This window comes from Methylobacterium sp. J-043 (assembly GCF_022829505.1).
GTDB lineage: Bacteria > Pseudomonadota > Alphaproteobacteria > Rhizobiales > Beijerinckiaceae > Methylobacterium > Methylobacterium extorquens_A.
The window spans coordinates 49,671-65,415 of the sequence record NZ_JAKSYB010000065.1; the positions used below are offsets into that span (position 1 = coordinate 49,671).

A 15,745-nucleotide genomic window follows, 5' to 3' on the forward strand; every position below is an offset into this window, starting at 1 on the left:
TCTCGATAGGAAGAGGCCAAGCCGAACAGATCGGCCCCGCTCCACTCCCATCACGAGGACAGACTCATGACCGTCGATGTGAAGTACCGCACCACTGCCTCCGCCACGGGTGGCCGCGACGGCTCCGCCCGCACGGAGGACGGCAGCTTCCAGGTCCAGCTCTCGACCCCAAAGGAACTCGGCGGTGCGGGCGGCCCCGGTGCCAATCCCGAGCAGCTCTTCGCTGCGGGCTATTCCGCCTGCTTCATCGGCGCCCTGAAGGTCGCCGGCGGCCAGCTCAAGCTGAAGGTGCCCGCCGACACCACCGTCACCGCCCAGGTCGGCATCGGCCCGCGTTCCGAGGGCGGCTTCGGCATCACCGCCGACCTCAAGGTCAGCCTGCCGGGCCTCGACCGCGCCGACGCGGAGCGCCTCGTCGAGGCGGCCCACCAGATCTGTCCGTATTCCAATGCGACGCGGGGGAATGTCGATGTCGGCCTTACGGTCGCCTGAGCCTTACCCTGATCGATAGCCTCGAAGCGCCCTCGGCCCAAGGCCGGGGGCGTTCTTGCGTCACGTGCCCTCGATCGTCCGTTTCTGCACGCCGCCTTTTGCCATCACCGGCTTCTTCGCGCTGATGATGCGGGAGTTCACCCCGGTCCAGCCGATCTCGCCGGAAAGCCGGCCGTACTCGATCTTCGGGCAGCGGTTCATGATCACCGTGACGCCCGCTGCCTCGGCCCGCGCGGCGGCCGCGTCGTCGCGCACGCCGAGTTGCATCCAGATCACCTTCGGCGGCACCGGCAGCGCCAGTGCCTCATCGACCAGCGGACCCGCCGCAGCGGAACTGCGGAAGATCTCGACCATGTCGACCGGACCGGTCAGGTCGGACAGCCTCGCGATCACCGGCCGGCCGAGCAGGGTCTGGCCCGCCAGCCCCGGATTGACCGGCGTCACCGCGTAGCCGCGCTCGGCCAGGTACTTGAAGACGATATAGCTTGGCCGCGCCGGATTGGCCGAGGCGCCCACCAGGGCGATCGAGCGCGCGTCCTTGAGGACGGCGCGGATCTGCGCATCGGGATAGCGGTCGTGCCGGGTGGCGATGCCGTCGGGCGCGTCGTCGATCGTCGGGATCATACCGCCCTTGTCCGCCATGCGTCGGCGTGCTGCAAGGCAGGGCATGAGCGAGACCGTGTTGAGCCTGGAGGAGACCGCCGCCTTCCTCGAGCGCGACTTTCCGCAGATGAATGCGGGCGAGCGCCACTACCATCTGGAGGCGGTCGGTCCGCTCACCGCGCGGATGCGCCTCGATTACCATGAGCGCCACCTGCGCCCCGGCGGCACCGTGTCCGGCCCGTCGATGATGGCCTTGGCCGATTACGTCCTCTACGCGGCGATCCTCGCGAATATCGGCCCGGTGGCGCTCGCCGTGACGACGAGCCTGAACGTCAACTTCCTGCGCCGCCCCGGCCCCGCCGCCCTCGTTGCCGAATGCCGGCTCCTGAAGCTCGGGCGGCGCCTCGCGGTGGGCGAGGTCGCGATCCGGAGTGCGGGCGGGGAGGCGATCGTCTGCCACGCCACCGGCACCTACTCGATCCCGCCGGAGCGGTGAGGCCGTCGATGCTCGTGATGGAGCCGGTGGGCGGATCTACTCGGCCGGCGCCGCGAGCGGCGTCGAGGGCGATTTCGGCGGCGCGTCCGTCGGGCGCGGCTCGTAGCCGAAGGTTTCCGGCATGAACAGCAGGTAGAGCGCGAAACCCGCCGCCGCGATCGCCGCCAGCACGAGGAAGGCCGCCGAGTAGCCCGCACTCACGATGACCACCCCGGCCAGCGTCGCGCTAAGCGCCGCGCCGAGACCCTGTGCGGTGGCCGCCGCGCCCTGGGCGACGTTGAACCGGCCGGTGCCGCGGGTGAGGTCGGCGACGACGATCGGGAACAGCGCGCCGTAGATGCCGGCGCCGACGCCGTCGAGGCACTGGACCGCCACGAGATAGAACGGGTTGTCCGAGACCGTGTAGAGCACGCCGCGCAGGGCCAGCACGCCGAAGGCGACGAGGAAAATCGGCTTGCGCCCGAAGCTGTCGGCCTTGGCGCCCACCAGCACCGCCATCGGCACCATCACGCATTGCGCGGCGACGATGCAAACCGCGATCAGCGAGGTCGCGTTGTCCTTGCCGACGACCTTGGTGAGCAACTGCCCGACGGAGGGCAGCATCGCCGCGTTGGCGAGGTGGAACGCGGCGCAGAGAAGCGCGAACAGCATCAGGTGGCGGTTGCGCAACAGCAAACTCAGACCCGAGGGCTGCTCGCAGTTCTGGTCTTCGGCGCAGTCGAGGCCGCGGGCGAGGTCGTCGTCGATTTCCTCGGCCGGCACCATCAGCATCGCAACGATCGAGCAGGCTGCGAGAAGTCCCATGAGCCAGAACACGACGACGGGGCCGAAGACATAGGCCAAGCCGCCCGCCAGCATCGCCGAGACCGCGTTGCCCGCATGGTTGAAGCCCTCGTTGCGTCCGATGCGCTTCGAGAACAGCTTCGGGCCGACGATCCCCAGCGTGATGCCGGTCAGCGCCGGCGCGAAGATCGAACCCGCCATGCTGGCCAGCGCCTGCGTGGCGGCCACGAGCGTGAAATTCGAGATCCAGGGGAGAACGAGACAACTCAGCGTCACGACCACCGCCGCGGCGATGACGACGCCGCGCTTGGCATTGGTGCGGTCGATCAGGGCGCCCGCGGGCGTCTGGGCGAGCAATCCGGCAACGCCGGCGATCGTCATCACAAGACCGATCGTCGCCTCGTTCCAGCCCTGATCGGGCCCGCGCACGGCCAGAAGGTAGATGGCGAGATAGGGGCCGAGGCCGTCGCGCACGTCGGCGAGGGTCACGTTGAGCAGGTCGAGCCCACGCAATGCGCGCCGGGAGGGCTGGCGCGACACGGGATCGATCGAGGGAAGTGCGTCGCCACGCATCGGCAATGTCCACGGGTCGGCGCAGCGTCCGGAAGGGCGAAGGTCGGCCTTCGAAAACGACGTTGCGAAATGAGTGTTTCCAGGGGTCGGGCGGCACAAACGGCGTCTCGCGACGATCGCAAGCCCGTTCGATCCCGGCGCTAAAGCCCGCTCGGCCGGATCGTTCCGATCGGAGATGATGGTAATCCCGGCATCGCGATCACGAATGCGTGGAATGTGGATGACGGCGGCCCCCGGTAACGCCGCCTTAGCCATGGTCGGATCGAGCGCCGCCGTCGCGGCCCGGCGAAAGGTTTGCTTAGAGCGCCGCACCGGAAAAGAGGGGACCATTCGTCAGAACGAAGCCGATGCGTACCCCCGAAGGCGAACGGAACTGGATGCGGGAAGGATCGCTGTCGGCGCAATGGCTTGCGCTGGCCCTGCGCGTCCGCTCCGCCCGGAGCTGGATCATCCTCGGCGTGCTTGCGCCGATCGGGATGCTGGTGCTCTCGGCCCTCATGCTACTCGAACTTCGCCAGGACGCTTGGGACAAGGCCGAGCAGACGTCGAAGAACCTGCTTCAGGTGATCGAGCGTGACATCGCCCGCAACGTCGAGATCATCGATCTGTCCCTGCAGGGGGTCACCGACAACCTCAAGGCGGCTGGACTGGCGGAGATCAGCCCGTCCCTGCGCCGCCTCGCCCTGTTCGATCGTGCCGCGACCGCCCGCGACATGGGGGTCATGCTCGTCGTCGACGAGAACGGCGACAGCATCATCGATGCGAACTCTGACACGCCCCGCCGGCTCAACAGTGCCGACCGCAGTTATTTCCAGGATCACAAGACGCATGCCGACCTCGGCCTGCACATCAGCCGGCCCTTGATATCGCGTCTGCTCGGCGAACCGGTCATCGTATTGAGCCGGCGCATCGACAAGCCGGACGGTAGCTTCGGCGGCGTCGTGTTGGCGAGCCTGAAACTGTCCTATTTCAGCCGCTTGTTCGCCCGGATCGGGCTTGGTCGCGAAGGCGGGATCAACCTCTATCTGCGGGATGGCACCCGCGTGATGCGGTACCCTTCCGTTGAGGGCGACATCGGTGCGAACATCGCCGGTGCCCCGACCTTCCAGAATTTCGTGGTCAAGCGCGACGGCAGCTTCAAGGGCGTCTCCGTCCGCGACGGCGTCGAGCGGTACTACGCCTTCACCCAGGTCGGCGATTTGCCGCTCGTTCTCAATGTCGCCCTCGGAACGCGGGAGATCGAGGCCGAATGGCGGGAGAAGGCGGCCGTCATCGGCTTCGCGGTTCTCGCCCTGTGTGGATTGACCGTTCTGCTCTCGCTCCTGTTCGGGCGGGAACTGCGCCGCAGTGCGGCCATGCAGGCCGAACTGGCTCGGCTTGCCCAGACCGACGTTCTGACCGGCCTACCGAACCGGCGATGCTTCGAAACGGTCTTCGCTCAAAGCTGGGAGACGTCCCGGAATACGGGCAGCCCGCTCGCGCTCATCCTGATCGATGCCGACCACTTCAAGCGCTACAATGATCGCTACGGCCACGCGATCGGCGACGCCGTGCTCAAGGGGCTCGCGGCCAGCTTGAGCGCCAGCGTTCGCCGACCAGGCGACCTCGTCGCCCGCATCGGCGGAGAGGAGTTCGCGGTGCTGCTGCCGGGGACCGACCGTAACGGCGCGACTCGCATCGCCGAGGCGATTCACCATGCGATCGCTGGATTTGCCGTGCCCTCCGCCGGCATCGCTCCCCGAACGATCACCGTGAGTCTCGGCCTCGCCGTGCGTTCCGGCAAGGAAACCGCCGAGGATCTCTACCGGCGGGCCGACGCGGCACTCTACGAGGCTAAGGCGGGCGGGCGGAATCAGACCCGATATGCGGCCTGACGAAGCGGCACAGTCGGCCGTATCGGGCGGAGCTTCATCGTCACAGCCGCCCCGACTCGGCCACCCGCGCACCGATATCGTGCGGGCGCGGGTGGAGTGTTGCGCTTACGGGCAGGGGTGGCGGGCGCCATCGTTGCCGAGATAGGTGCCGCTGCGCGCGTCATAGGAGCGGAAGCGGCGGGCGCAGGCCGCCACAGCCTCCGGATCGCCGCCGCCCTGAACCACGACGGGCGCGGCCTGGGCCTGTGAGTTGGCGATGGCACCACCGAGGATGGCACCGGCCGCGAGGCCCGCGACACCGGCGCCGACGGCGGCTCCGACGCCCGGACCGCGGCGATAGCCCCGACCGTAGCCGTAGCGGCGGTGCCCATAATGGCGGTGGCCGTAGCGGCGGTACTGGACATAGTCGGTCGGCAGGTCGCCCCGAACCAGGGCTTCCACCGGGCTCTGAGGCGCGGGTGCAGCCAAAGCCGGCGTGCCGACGAGCAGAGCGGTCATGGCAACGAGGGCGAAGGTCGATTTCATCGGTTTGAATGCTCCATCGGTCGTCGAGCCTCAGTTCGAAACGGGAGCGCCGGCCGGTGCGAACGGCCGGCGCTCCATTCTCTACAACGTGCGAAGCGGGTACCCGCGTCCGGCGGCGGGGAGGCCGCCGGATCGGGGCCGGACCGACGGTTCAGTCGCGAACGGTCAGGGAAGCCGGCTTCGGCGCGGCGAGAAGCCCGCCGATGAAGGCGGCGATGGCGCCGAGGATCAGCGCGATCGCGGCGTAGAGGGCGCCCTGGGTCGCGACGGATTTGGCGGTCTTGGCCGCCTCTTCTGCCTGCTTCTTGGCGGTGGCGACCGCCTGCTCGTACTGCTTCTGGTAGTCCTGGACCTGCTGGCGCGCCTGATCGACCGGGATGTTCTGCGCCTTGGCGAGCGCGTCGGCAGCGCGCGTCTCCGCCTGCTGCTTGTCGGCGGCGTCGCCCGAGAGCAGGGCACGCACGGCCGAGACGGCGGCATCGCGGGCGGCCTGCGGGTCCTGGCCGGCGGCCTGATCCTTCACCCGCCGCTCGATCTGATCGAGCGGGTTGGAGACCTTGGTCAGCGAGGGAGCGGCGGCCTGCGCTGCGGTCTGAATCGTTCCGCCGACGAGGTTACCGGCTCCGCCGAGGGCCGAGCCCACCGTGCTGACGGCGCTGCCGACGATGCCGCTGGCGGCGGAGGTCAGCAGGTAGAGGACGACGAGGGTGGTGACGACCCACGACACGAAGCCGTGCAGCCCGGCGACGCCGCGCAGGGGCTTGCCGGAAAGGCGACCGGCGATCAGGCCGCCGACCAGGGAGGCGATGACCCCGGAGGCGACGAACCACGCGCCGGCCCCGAGGGAGAAGTTCGACGCCGACGGGTTCTCGGCCGTATCGAGGCCGACCGAGGCGAGGCCGGCGGCGACGCCTCCGAGGTTGATGACGACCTGCGTCACCAGCGCGGTCGCGGCGCCTGCGAAGACGGCGCCCCACGAGACCTGATTGAGGGCGACGGTCTCGTGGGCGAGGCTCCGCGTGCCGTCGATGGGCGAGGGTTGGAAGCCGGAAGGGTAGGACACTCTGGTACTCCGAGTCTGGGGCCGTTCGAAGAGGAAGGGGGCAGGCGTCAGTTGCGCCCGCGCACGAGAAGGCCGAGGCCGAAGCCGACGAGGCCGGCAATGAGGAGGGACGTGTGCGGCCACTCGACCGAGCGCTCGTGTCCCTCCTGCAGGGAGCGGCGGCCGCGATCGTAGAGGACCTCGGCGGTGTCGTAGGCCTCGTCCGCGGCGTGCCGCGCGGCGTCCTTGGCCTGACCGTAGACGTTCTCCACCCGGCCCGCGGCCTCGCGCAGGCGGCCCTCGGCCGAATCGTCGCGGGAGCCGGTCAGATCTCCGATCGCGCCCTGAAGCTTTCCGCCCAACTCCCGGGCGGCGCCGGTGATCCTGTTGCCATCGACCATGGTCGCATTCCTCGCTCGAAAAGTCCTCGTCGTGTCGCCTTTCGGGGGGCAGACCGACGTTCGTTGCCGGTCGTGAGCTTGACCGGGCAGCGGTGCACGAACGAGTTGCGAACACTGTGGTTCCGCGGCCGCACTGCGAATCCTGTGTCACAATCGCGCCAGGTCTCCCGCTTCTTTTCAAGGAATGCCGTCTCCTGAAGTGTTCGGATTGCCGCCGGATCGCGTTCAAGGACGGTTCAACCGATTTGCCCTACGTGTCGGGATAGGGCGCGGCGCCCCGCCGCCCCGAGATGTCGGGAGATCGACATGCGTTCGTCTCTGCTGCGCACCATCACCGTTCTGATCGGACTCGCTGCCGCCCCGGCCCTGGCACAGGCGCCGAGTCCGGCCACGCCATCCCCCACCACGAAGCCACCGGCCAGCGCCCCCGCAACCGCGCCGGCCGCCACACCTGCCGCAGCCGCCAAGGCGGATGCGAAGGCGGAATTGATCGACATCAACTCGGCCAGCGCCGAGGAACTGAGCCGGCTCAAGGGCATCGGCGAGGCCCGCTCGGCGGCCATCGTCAAGGGGCGCCCCTATCGCGGCAAGGACGAACTGGTCCGCAAGAAGATCGTGCCGGAAGCGGTCTATGCCGGCATCAAGGACCAGATCATCGCCAAGCAGAAGTAGCGTTTCATCCGCCGGTGGATCGGCGGAGCTATCGGGACGGCGCGCGCGGTGCTACGCGCGGGTCGTCCCGCCCTTCGAGCACGCTTGAACCCACGATGGCCGCCGCCCCTTCCCGGATCCGCCTCCACCACGGCGACCTGCCGCCCGATTTCGAGCCGGGCGAGGCGATCGCGATCGATACCGAGACGCTGGGGCTCAACCCGCATCGCGATCGGCTCTGCGTCGTGCAGGTGTCCCGCGGCGACGGCAGCGCCGATGTGGTGCAGATCCGGCCCGGCGACCCGGCGCCGGAACGGCTCATGGCGGTCCTAGCCGATGCGGGCGTCGTCAAGATTTTCCACTTCGCCCGGTTCGATCTCGCGGTGCTGTTCAACGCCTTCGGCGTCATGCCGGCGCCGGTCTATTGCACGAAGATCGCCTCGAAGCTCGCCCGCACCTACACCGACCGTCACGGCCTCAAGGACGTCGTGCGCGAGCTCGTGGGCGTCGATCTCTCCAAGCAGCAGCAATCGTCCGACTGGGGCGCGGGTACCCTGAGCCAGGCGCAGATCGACTACGCGGCGTCCGACGTCCTTCATCTGCATGCCGCCCGCGAGCGTCTCGATGCCATGCTGGCCCGTGAGGGTCGCACCGAGATGGCGCGGGCCTGTTTCGACTTCCTGCCGACCCGATCCAAGCTCGATCTCGCCGGCTGGCCGGAAGTCGACATCTTCGCCCACGCCTGAGACTCAAGGGCCCTCCAAGGTCAGGGCTGATCCGGCGAAGTAGAGAGCATCTGAGCGAGCCGCGTCACTGCGGTGCCGGGAGCGATGCCGGCCGGCAACGCCGCGCAGGAAGCATGTCGGGATGCGAAGTTTCATGCTGCTTTCGGTGCGAGGGCGCACGCGGGTGCCGTTGATCATTTCGCAAAGACGAGGCCATAACTTTGCCACCGCACCGGGGTATCCGGCCGGCGGGGCGCGACCGCAAGCGCGCCGATCCTTCAGGAACGCGATGCAGGCGGCCGACACCATCCAGGGGGAGACGGATCTCCTCGCGCTCGCCGCGAACGAGAACGCGCGTCGCAAGCGGGCACATGGGCGCGCGCGGCGGCACAGCGCGCAGGTCCGGACGCTGCGCCGGGTGATCCCGGTCACCGCCGGCATCGCGGTGCTGGCGCTTGCTGCGATCGTGCTCTGGAGCCCGCTCACGGGCAGCATACCCAACGTCTCCTTCGGCCCGATCAGCGTTTCTGGCACGAAAGTGACGATGGAGAATCCGCGCCTGTCCGGCTTCCGCAAGGGCGAGCGTGGCTACGAAGTGGTCGCCGACGCGGCGCAACAGGACGTGCGCAAGCCCAGCATCATCGAGCTTCAGGCGATGAAGGGCCATGTCGCCACCGACGACAAGGGCGGCCGCGCCTATCTCCAGGCTCAGGGCGGCGTCTTCGATTCCACCCGCGAATCGCTCAACCTCGAGAACGATATCCGGCTCTGGACCGACAAGGGCGAGGAGGTTCGCCTCTCGGTCGCGACCGTCGATTTCAAGACCGGCAGCCTGCGCTCGTCCAAGGCCGTCACCGTCACGGTGCCGTCGGGCTCCATCGTCGCCGACACCCTCGACGTGGTCGAGAACGGCCGCGTCGTATCCTTCGTCGGCCGCGTGCACGCGGTGTTCCACGGTGACGAGGCCGAGAAGGAGAGCGGTGCCAAGGTCGCCTTGCGGACGGATTCGGAGCGCATCCACACCTCCGCTGCGGAACCCACGCGATGACCCCGCGTCTCGGCCCGGCGCTTGCCGCCGGCCTCGCTCTCCTCCTGGCGCAGCCCGCGACCGCGGCTCCGACCAAGGAGACGGTGAAGGAGAAGCCCGCCGCGCTCGGCACCGTCGGCGGCGGCAAGGGGCCGATCAAGATCGACGCCGACCGGCTCGACGTGTTCGACAAGGAAAACAAGGCGATCTTCGCTGGCAACGTCGTGGCGGTGCAGGGCGAGAGCACGATCCGCTGCTCGGCGATGACGGTCCATTACAAACGCGACAAGGACAAGGACCCGAACAAGGACGCGGCGAAGTCGGAGGCGGAAGCCGCCGAGGACGCGAAGGCCAAGGCGGCGCTCGGTGGCAACGGCATCCGCAAGGTCGAATGCGCCGGCCCCGTGACCGTCGCGCAGAAGGATCAGATCGCCACCGGCGACAACGCCGTGTTTGATCAGGAGGCCAAGCGCATCGTGCTGACCGGCAACGTCGTGCTCAGCCAGTGCCAGAACGTCACCCGTGGCTCACGCCTCGTCTACGACATGGCGAGCGGCCGGGCCAACATGGACCCGGTGGCCGGCGGACGCGTCTCGGCGATGTTTGTGCCGGGCGAGGCCGGTCAGGCCAAGGGCGGTCAGCCGAAGGGCTGCACCCAGCCGGCCATCGCGGCCAAGCCCGGTGCCAAGGGGGCCGACAAGGGTGCCGAGAAGCCGACCGTCAAGACGCGGGCGCAGGCGAACTGACGGTGACGGGGGCCGGAATGCCTGCGGGCGTGCCGCTTCGCGCGGTCGCCGAGCCGAGGCCGGCGAGCCGGGGCCGTAAAGCCTCGTGGTTCGGTCGCCTTCTCGGGCGCGGTGGATCGGAGCCGCAGCCGGCGCCCGGCGGCGCGCTCGCCGAGGGTGGCGGTCCGGGCGTGCTGCACGTGCGCGGCCTTCGCAAGAGCTACGGCGCGCGCACCGTGGTCCACGAGGCCGGGCTCACCGTCCATAACGGCGAGGCGGTGGGGCTGCTGGGCCCCAACGGCGCCGGCAAGACCACGATCTTCTACATGATCACCGGCCTCGTCCCGGCCGACCGCGGCTTCATCAGCCTGGACGGGATGGAGATCACCCACCTGCCGATGTACCAGCGGGCCCGGCTCGGCATCGGCTACCTGCCGCAGGAAGCCTCGATCTTCCGCGGGCTCTCGGTCGAGGACAACATCCGCGCCGTGCTCGAAGTGGCCGAGCCGGACCGCAAGGCCCGCGAGCGCAAGCTCGACTCCCTGCTCGAAGAGTTCGACATCGCGCGCCTGCGCAAGTCGCCGTCCATCGCGCTCTCGGGGGGCGAGCGCCGCCGCTGCGAGATCGCCCGGGCGCTCGCCTCCTCGCCGACCTTCATGCTGCTTGACGAGCCCTTCGCCGGTATCGATCCGATCGCCGTCGGCGACATCCAGGATCTCGTGAAGCACCTGAAGCAGCGCGGCATCGGCGTGCTCATCACCGACCACAATGTCCGCGAGACGCTCGGCCTGATCGACCGCGCCTACATCGCCCATTCCGGCCGCATCCTCACCGAGGGCACGCCCGAGCAGATCGTGGCCAACGAGGACGCCCGCCGGCTCTATCTCGGCGAGGATTTCCGGCTTTAGGCCGGGGCGGCATTCCTCCCTCCTAGCGACGGACGGTAGCGCTACGGAGGCTCAGGTCGGTTCTCGCAGAGGGCTGCCTTGTCTGACGATGCTATATCAGGAGCCTGATGGGTCCTTCGCACGCTGGCCGGGCCGTGGAGACATCCTCCCCTCGTTCGCGCAAAGGACGGCCCGAAGCGAGTTTTCGCCGGTGCGGTAACGACCGCTGAACCATGCTCACCGCTGCAGTTCTGCCGGAAACACTTTCTTCGCACGCCCCTGGCAAATGCAGGCGTGGCGATGCGCCAGTGCTCACCAATAGAATCGGCTGGGGGCGGCTTGCCTCTGTTGCTCGGCTACCGCGGTGCGAGAATTTGGGTGACGGGCGGACAAACCGCTTTGACGTCTCGAACCGATGGCGCTAGATCTAGAAAAGGAGAAGCAAAGAACGTGCCGAGTTCGATGCGGCTCGTGCGCGGGCTGCGATTTTTCAATGATTTCTGAAGGTTGGGCGTCGCGATGAGTCTGCTCCAGCGGCTCGAGATGCGCCAGGGTCAGGCCCTGGTGATGACACCGCAACTGCTGCAGGCGATCAAGCTTCTGCAGCTCTCGCAGCTCGATCTCTCGGCTTACGTCGATGCCGAACTGGAGCGCAATCCGCTTCTGGAGCGCTCCGAATCCGAGGGGGAGCCCGAGCGCGAGGCGCCGGAGGCTTCGGGCGACGGCGAGTATGACGGGGGCGACGGGCCGGAGCCTGAGGGATGGCTCGGTTCCGAGATGACCCAGAGCCGCAGCGAGATCGAGGGCGACCTCGATACGCGCCTCGACAACGTGTTCGCCGACGAGAATCCCACCCCGCGCGAGACCGGAACCGGGGACATGCTCTCGCTGACCCCGGCGCCTTATGGCAATGCCGGCGGCAGCTTCGACGGGGAGCTTCCCGATTTCGAGGCGACGCTGACCGCCGAGACGAGCCTGCGCGAGCACCTCGCCGCACAGCTCGACCTCGCGACGCAAAATCCGTCCGACCGACTGATCGGCAGCTTCCTCATCGATGCGGTGGACGATGCGGGCTACCTGCGCGAGGACATCGACGGCGTGGCCGAGCGGCTCGGTGCCTCGCTCGATGACGTCGCCCGCATCCTGAAACTGGTCCAGACCTTCGATCCACCGGGCGTGGCCGCCCGCGACCTCGCCGAATGTCTCGCGATCCAGCTTCGCGAGCAGGATCGGTTCGATCCGGCGATGCAGGCGCTGGTCTCCCGCCTCGATCTCGTGGCCAAGCGCGACTTCCCGGCCCTGCGCCGCCTCTGCGGCGTGGACGACGAGGATCTCGTCGAGATGCTGTCCGAGATCCGCCGCCTCGACCCCAAACCTGGCCGCGCCTTCGGCGCCCACGCGGTCGAGGTGCTGATCCCCGACGTGTTCGTTCGCCCCGCGCCGGACGGCTCCTGGCTCGTCGAGCTGAACTCCGAGGCGCTGCCGCGGGTGCTGGTCAATCAGAGCTACTATGCGCGGGTCTCGAAGGGGGCGGTGGCGGACGGCGACAAGGCATTCCTGTCCGAGTGCCTGCAGACGGCGAACTGGCTCACCCGAAGCCTGGAACAGCGGGCGCGCACCATCCTCAAGGTCGCCACCGAGATCGTCCGCCAGCAGGACGCCTTCTTCCTGCACGGTGTCGCCCACCTGCGTCCGCTCAACCTCAAGACGGTCGCCGAGGCGATCGGCATGCACGAGTCGACCGTCTCCCGCGTCACCTCCAACAAGTCGATCGGCACCAGCCGCGGCACCCTGGAGATGAAGTACTTCTTCACCGCCGCGATCCCCGGCGCGGCCGGTGCCGCCTCCCATTCCTCGGAATCCGTGCGGCACCGCATCAAGCAGTTGGTCGATGCGGAAGCCGCCGATGTCCTGTCCGACGACGCGTTGGTGCAGCGGCTGCGCGATGAGGGCATCGACATCGCCCGCCGTACTGTCGCGAAGTATCGGGAGTCGCTGCGGATCCCCTCGTCGATCGAGCGCCGCCGGGAGAAGATGGCCACGGCCGCCCGCTGACCCTGGTCGCGTCGACGGTGTGAAAGCCTTGTGCCGGCTCGCCTTCGCGTTTGACTTGCCCCGTCCCCCTTTCTAACTCTCGATGTCCCGGGACGAAGAGCGGAGACGTCGATGGCAGGTTTGCGGGTGACGGGGCATGGCCTCGATCTCGGTACGGCCCTGCGAGGCCGGGTCGAGGACCGCATGGCGGCGACCCTCGCGAAGTATCTCGATCCGCATATGAGCACCAGTTGCACGGGGCACGTGACCCTGCGGCGCGATGGGCCGGCATACCGAACCGATTGCGTGCTGCATCTGGTCACCGGGCTGACGCTGGAAGCCTCGGGTGCGGCGCACGACGTGCATGCGAGCTTCGAGCAGACCGCCGACAAGCTCGAGAAGCGCCTGCGCCGCTACAAGCACAAGCTGAAGGATCACGGCGCGCCGAGCCACAACGGGGCCGACATCGAGGCGGCCTACGCCGTCTTCGCCGCGCCCGACGAGGAGGTGGACGAGGAGCCGCTCGACGCCGAGGCGGAGGAGGGGGCGCACCCCCCGGTGGTGGCCGAGAGCACGCGCACGCTCAAGCGCCAATCCGTCAGCGAGGCGGTCACCGCCCTCGACATGACCGGCGCCCCGGTCGTCGTCTTCGTTCACGCTGGCACCGGGCGCATCAACGTCGTATATCGGCGCAGTGACGGTGCGATCGGGTGGGTCGATCCGCCCGGCGAGCGGGACTGAGACAGAGGCTCGTCTCAAACCCACTCGGACGGGAAGTTCGGGGTCCTTCACGAAGCTCCGGAGACCGGCGCCGGGAACGGTTTCCGGGATCCGGACAGGCTCGTAAGGCGCTCCATGCCGGGGACGTCGAATCTCGGCAGTCGTGCATGGGAACGCGGGATCGCTGGATGGATCCCGCCCACGAGGCGTTTAGTTTTCATGCCGATGCTCGAATTTCTGAACCCGGACTCGGTCGTTTCTTCCTTGCGCGTGCGGGACAAAAAGCACGTCCTGCAGGAACTGGCCGCCCATGCGGTTCGCCACCTCCCGCACCTGTCCGAGCGCGACGTCTTCGAAACCCTGCTCCACCGTGAGCGCCTCGGCTCCACGGGGATCGGCGACGGCGTGGCGATCCCCCACGGCAAGCTCCCCCAACTCGACCGGCTGTTCGGTCTCGTCGCCCGGCTGGAAAAGCCCGTGGATTTCGACGCCCTCGACGGTCAGCCCATCGACGTCGCCTTTCTCCTGCTCGCTCCCGAGGGCGCGGGGGCCGACCACTTGAAGGCACTGGCCCAGGTGGCCCGGCTCCTGCGCGAGCCCGGCATGCTGGAGCGCATCCGCAGCGCCCGCGACGCGACCGCCCTCTATGCCCTGCTGGCCAACGGCCCGACGACGCAGGCCGCCTGACATGGCCGTGTCTTCTCCGAGCGCCGCCCTTGGCGCCGGCCTCGTTCTGGCGGCGCTCCTCGCGCCCGGCAGCCTGCGCGCGGAAGGCGAGGCGGCCTGTGCCCGCGACGTGCTCGTCGCGGGCTCGATGCAGCGGCAGGCGATCGAGCAGCTCGAAGGTGGTGGTGAGGACGAGGCGAGCCTCTGCCGCGTCTGGCGCCGCCACGTCGAGACCATGCGCCGGATCGCCGGCGTCTACGGTCGCTGCCTGTCCGGCCCCGAACGAACCGAGCGCCTGACCCAGGTCCAGACCTCGGAAAAGGAATTCTCGGGCCTCCTGCGCAGCCGCTGCCGCGGGATGTGAAGCGCCGCGCTGTCATGCGAAGCTCGATTGCCCCGCGGTGAGATCGAGCGCGGCTGTTCGTGCCGCGCAATTCGTGCATGATCGGTGCAATCGCCCGTGAGCCCTTTCCGGGCCCCTCCGGCTCAGGAAGCTGATCGCGCGTGCCTGCCTTTCCCTTCACCGCCATCGTCGCCCAGGAGGAGATGAAGCGGGCGCTCCTGATCGCGGCGGTCGATCCGTCCGTCGGCGGCGTCCTCGTCTTCGGCGACCGGGGCACCGGCAAGTCCACCGCGGTGCGGGCGCTCGCGGCGCTGCTGCCGAAGATCCGGGCGGTCGCCGGCTGCCCTTATTCCTGCTCGCCCGACAGCCCGGCCGAGGCCTGCCCGCACTGCGTGCGCGGACGCGGCAAGAGCCACCAGATCCCGGTGCCGGTGGTCGACCTGCCGCTCGGCGCCACCGAGGACCGGGTGGTCGGCGCGCTCGATCTGGAGCGGGCGCTGACCAAGGGGGAAAAGGCGTTCGAGCCGGGCCTGCTGGCGCGGGCCAACCGCGGCTTCCTCTACATCGACGAGGCGAACCTGCTGGAGGATCATCTCGTGGACCTCCTGCTCGACGTGGCGGCCTCGGGCGTCAACACCGTCGAGCGCGAGGGCCTGTCGCTGCGCCATCCGGCCCGCTTCGTCCTCGTCGGCAGCGGCAACCCGGAGGAGGGGGAGTTGCGTCCGCAGCTTCTCGACCGCTTCGGTCTCGCCTGCGAGGTGACGACGCCGACCGACATCGCCACCCGCATCGAGGTCGTGCGGCGGCGCGACGCCTACGAGCGCGACGGCGAGGCGTTCTGTGCCGCGCAAGCCAAGGCGGAAAAGGCGCTCCAGAAGACGATCCTCTCGGCGCGCGAGCGTCTCGGCAGCGTCAGCGTGCCCGACGCGGTGCTGGAGAACGCCGCCCGGCTCTGCCTCGCGCTCGGCACCGACGGTCTGCGCGGCGAACTCACGCTGATGCGCACCGCCCGGGCGCTCGCCGCCCTCGACGGCGCCGAGATGGTGTCCGTCGCGCATCTCAGGCAGGTAGCGCCGAGTGCGCTCCGCCACCGCCTGCGCCGCAACCCCCTCGACGAGTCGGGCTCCACGGCGCGCGTGGCGCGGGCCGTGGAGGAGGTGTTGGGACCGGGCTGAGCT

The 15,745-nt window shown here is 68.8% G+C and carries 18 protein-coding genes; 13 read left to right on the forward strand and 5 right to left on the reverse strand.

Annotated features, from left to right (window positions below):
- The first annotated feature begins 66 nt into the window (after positions 1-66).
- Positions 67-492 carry an organic hydroperoxide resistance protein gene (locus MKK50_RS21420; protein WP_056192596.1) on the forward strand — a complete coding sequence of 142 codons (426 nt, stop codon included), beginning with the start codon at positions 67-69 and terminating at the stop codon, positions 490-492.
- Between the two features lie 60 nt (positions 493-552).
- Here MKK50_RS21420 and MKK50_RS21425 read toward each other — a convergent pair whose 3' ends face one another.
- Positions 553-1,116, reverse strand: a complete 564-nt coding sequence (locus MKK50_RS21425) for a CoA-binding protein (protein ID WP_499025189.1) — start codon at positions 1,114-1,116, stop codon at positions 553-555.
- A 43-nt stretch (positions 1,117-1,159) separates the two neighbouring features.
- Here MKK50_RS21425 and MKK50_RS21430 point away from each other — a divergent pair, with 43 nt between their 5' ends.
- Positions 1,160-1,591, forward strand: coding sequence for a PaaI family thioesterase (locus MKK50_RS21430; RefSeq protein WP_499025190.1), 432 nt, complete (start codon positions 1,160-1,162; stop codon positions 1,589-1,591).
- Positions 1,592-1,627: 36 nt separating this feature from the next.
- Here MKK50_RS21430 and MKK50_RS21435 read toward each other — a convergent pair whose 3' ends face one another.
- Complete coding sequence (locus tag MKK50_RS21435; protein WP_253372301.1) at positions 1,628-2,947, reverse strand: MFS transporter; 1,320 nt, start codon at positions 2,945-2,947, stop codon at positions 1,628-1,630.
- A gap of 347 nt (positions 2,948-3,294) precedes the next feature.
- Between MKK50_RS21435 and MKK50_RS21440 the strand changes: the two genes are divergently transcribed.
- Positions 3,295-4,821: a sensor domain-containing diguanylate cyclase gene (locus tag MKK50_RS21440; protein ID WP_499025192.1), complete on the forward strand. Its 1,527-nt coding sequence runs from the start codon at positions 3,295-3,297 to the stop codon at positions 4,819-4,821.
- A 105-nt stretch (positions 4,822-4,926) separates the two neighbouring features.
- Here MKK50_RS21440 and MKK50_RS21445 read toward each other — a convergent pair whose 3' ends face one another.
- From MKK50_RS21445 to MKK50_RS21455, 3 genes are all read right to left on the reverse strand, one after another.
- Positions 4,927-5,346, reverse strand: coding sequence for a BA14K family protein (locus MKK50_RS21445; RefSeq protein ID WP_499025195.1), 420 nt, complete (start codon positions 5,344-5,346; stop codon positions 4,927-4,929).
- A 151-nt stretch (positions 5,347-5,497) separates the two neighbouring features.
- Positions 5,498-6,409: a PhnA-like protein gene (locus MKK50_RS21450; RefSeq protein WP_499025196.1), complete on the reverse strand. Its 912-nt coding sequence runs from the start codon at positions 6,407-6,409 to the stop codon at positions 5,498-5,500.
- Between the two features lie 47 nt (positions 6,410-6,456).
- Entirely contained in the window at positions 6,457-6,789 is a 333-nt protein-coding gene (locus MKK50_RS21455; protein WP_499025197.1) for a CsbD family protein, read from the reverse strand.
- Positions 6,790-7,095: 306 nt separating this feature from the next.
- Here MKK50_RS21455 and MKK50_RS21460 point away from each other — a divergent pair, with 306 nt between their 5' ends.
- The 10 genes from MKK50_RS21460 to bchI all read left to right on the forward strand — a co-directional run bounded on the left by MKK50_RS21460 (position 7,096) and on the right by bchI (position 15,742).
- Positions 7,096-7,461: a ComEA family DNA-binding protein gene (locus tag MKK50_RS21460; protein ID WP_499025198.1), complete on the forward strand. Its 366-nt coding sequence runs from the start codon at positions 7,096-7,098 to the stop codon at positions 7,459-7,461.
- 95 nt (positions 7,462-7,556) lie between these two features.
- Positions 7,557-8,186 carry a ribonuclease D gene (locus tag MKK50_RS21465; protein WP_499025200.1) on the forward strand — a complete coding sequence of 210 codons (630 nt, stop codon included), beginning with the start codon at positions 7,557-7,559 and terminating at the stop codon, positions 8,184-8,186.
- A 268-nt stretch (positions 8,187-8,454) separates the two neighbouring features.
- Positions 8,455-9,213: a lipopolysaccharide-assembly, LptC-related protein gene (locus MKK50_RS21470; protein ID WP_499025201.1), complete on the forward strand. Its 759-nt coding sequence runs from the start codon at positions 8,455-8,457 to the stop codon at positions 9,211-9,213.
- On the forward strand, positions 9,210-9,938 hold the full coding sequence (locus MKK50_RS21475) for an LptA/OstA family protein (RefSeq protein WP_499025202.1): 729 nt from the start codon (positions 9,210-9,212) through the stop codon (positions 9,936-9,938). The genes MKK50_RS21470 and MKK50_RS21475 overlap by 4 nt, the downstream gene beginning before the upstream one ends.
- A gap of 17 nt (positions 9,939-9,955) precedes the next feature.
- A complete protein-coding gene (lptB, locus tag MKK50_RS21480; protein WP_499025337.1) occupies positions 9,956-10,825 on the forward strand; it encodes an LPS export ABC transporter ATP-binding protein in 870 nt (289 codons plus the stop codon).
- 498 nt (positions 10,826-11,323) lie between these two features.
- Positions 11,324-12,859 carry an RNA polymerase factor sigma-54 gene (rpoN, locus tag MKK50_RS21485; RefSeq protein WP_499025203.1) on the forward strand — a complete coding sequence of 512 codons (1,536 nt, stop codon included), beginning with the start codon at positions 11,324-11,326 and terminating at the stop codon, positions 12,857-12,859.
- A gap of 111 nt (positions 12,860-12,970) precedes the next feature.
- Complete coding sequence (hpf, locus tag MKK50_RS21490) at positions 12,971-13,579, forward strand: ribosome hibernation-promoting factor, HPF/YfiA family (RefSeq protein ID WP_499025204.1); 609 nt, start codon at positions 12,971-12,973, stop codon at positions 13,577-13,579.
- A 198-nt stretch (positions 13,580-13,777) separates the two neighbouring features.
- Complete coding sequence (gene ptsN, locus MKK50_RS21495) at positions 13,778-14,245, forward strand: PTS IIA-like nitrogen regulatory protein PtsN (protein WP_499025205.1); 468 nt, start codon at positions 13,778-13,780, stop codon at positions 14,243-14,245.
- 1 nt (position 14,246) lies between these two features.
- Positions 14,247-14,588, forward strand: coding sequence for a hypothetical protein (locus MKK50_RS21500; RefSeq protein ID WP_253372280.1), 342 nt, complete (start codon positions 14,247-14,249; stop codon positions 14,586-14,588).
- Between the two features lie 140 nt (positions 14,589-14,728).
- Complete coding sequence (bchI, locus tag MKK50_RS21505; protein WP_499025206.1) at positions 14,729-15,742, forward strand: magnesium chelatase ATPase subunit I; 1,014 nt, start codon at positions 14,729-14,731, stop codon at positions 15,740-15,742.
- Positions 15,743-15,745: the final 3 nt, after the last annotated feature.